Raw genomic sequence first — 1,727 nt, forward strand, 5'->3', positions numbered from 1 at the left:
CCTAACCTGAGCGATTTTCACGTGTAGAAAAAAATACCTCCATGTGGTGTAATGAGTTAACCACAACTACAAAAACACCCAGGAGGTGAATATATGGTGCGGGAAAACGGGCGATCCGTCAAGAGCAAAATCAACGACTATCTGACAACCAGCGAGCTGTTCTCAGGACGCGCAGGTCTCGCACCGGTAAGCCGATACCTCGACGCGACGGGAATTACCGGCATACTCGCCAAGCGTTTCAGCTTTCTTAAGAAGAATGCAAAGGGTACGCCGCTGCGATCGATCTTCCACCAGATCATCTGTTACTTCTTCGATGGTACCGATCTGCATCTGACCCGTTTCGACCATCTGAAGAAAGATGCAGGCTATGCCGGGGTAATCGAGACGACATCTGACGAAATGATTTCTTCCCATTCTGCCAAACGATTCTTCGGCTCTTTGTCGATTGTACGGGTATGGCTGTTCAGGAAAGTGCTGAAGCAGCTTTTCCTGTGGAGACTATCGATCGAGAAGCCGGAGGTTATCAAGATCGGCATCGACACCATGGTGCTGGATAATAACGACGCCGATTGTCGGGAAGGAGTCGAGCCGACCTACAAAAAGGTGAAGGGGTTTCAGCCTCTGCAAGTTTTCTGGGGACGCTATCTCATTGATGCGATATTTCGCAACGGCAAGGCCCACAGCAATCACGGGAACCATGTTCAGCGCGTGGTCAGCGATACCGTACGGATTATCCGGAAAGGCTACCGTAAGGAAGCCCCGATTATCTTCATCGCGGATACCGGCTTCTTCGACCAGGCCCTTCTTGAGCATTGCGATAAACTCAACGTCGGCCTGATTGTCGGGGGTAAGATGTATCAGGATATCAAGGACGATCTTGATCAAATGCCCGATAATTCCTTTCAGGAGTACAAAAAAGGTCCGAAAGCATGGTTTTACACGGAGTTCGGCAACAGGAGAAAATCCTGGAAGCGGTTTTACCGAACCATTTATGCGAAGCCGATAACCGAAGACAACGGCCAGGTGCTTCTGGAGTATGCTCGCCCGGAGCTAATTATCTACACCAATATCGGTATGGGCAATGCGATTACCTCTTCGATTCTCAAGGCACACCGGAGTGATGAAACTGAGATTAGCCCTGAGGCGATCATAAATGCCTATCACTTCCGGGCAAGGGATGAACTGGTTAACCGGGCCTTGAAGGATTTCGGAACGGAGCATCTGCCGTTCAAGCGCTTTGCCTCGAATGCGGCCTTCTATTATCTGATGTGCATCTCGTTCTTTCTGTTCGAGTCCTTCAAATACGATATGGATTCTCCGGCAATCAAGATTACCTGGTATGCCGTGAGCTTCAGGAGAAAGGTACTCGATATTGCGGGGCAGATTATCCGATCCGGTCGGCGTATATGCCTGAAGCTGCCGGAGGTAATCGCTGTAGCGCTCTCTTTTGGAGAGCTTTGGGATAAGAGCGGTTCTATTCCGCGCCTGGAACCATTCCCGGTATAGAGTGGATTATTCGGTACAAGGCATGATTCTCATAGCAATGAGGCCGGGCACGGTAGGTCTTTGTCGTAGTGCAGACCGCGGTAGGAACATGAAAAAGGGTGAGCGCTGCCGGTAAAGTCAATGTACAAGCCGGATCTAACCCTGTCGCCGATAGATTTTCCATCTCGCTAGGGTAAAACCGCTGGCGGAGTTCATTTCTATTCGGAATCGCTCACTTTAGG

The 1,727-nt window shown here is 50.1% G+C and carries 1 protein-coding gene; it reads left to right on the plus strand.

Features of this window, described 5'->3' with window-relative positions:
• The first annotated feature begins 93 nt into the window (after positions 1-93).
• On the plus strand, positions 94-1,506 hold the full coding sequence (locus tag B4O97_RS19060; RefSeq protein ID WP_083053106.1) for an IS1380 family transposase: 1,413 nt from the start codon (positions 94-96) through the stop codon (positions 1,504-1,506).
• The last annotated feature ends 221 nt before the right edge of the window (positions 1,507-1,727 follow it).

The sequence above is a fragment of the Marispirochaeta aestuarii genome (assembly GCF_002087085.1).
Lineage (GTDB): Bacteria > Spirochaetota > Spirochaetia > JC444 > Marispirochaetaceae > Marispirochaeta > Marispirochaeta aestuarii.

Coding starts and splice junctions, on each gene's coding strand:
- B4O97_RS19060 (WP_083053106.1), top strand. CDS start 94: ATGGTGCGGGAAAACGGGCGATCCGTCAAGAGCAAAATCAACGACTAT.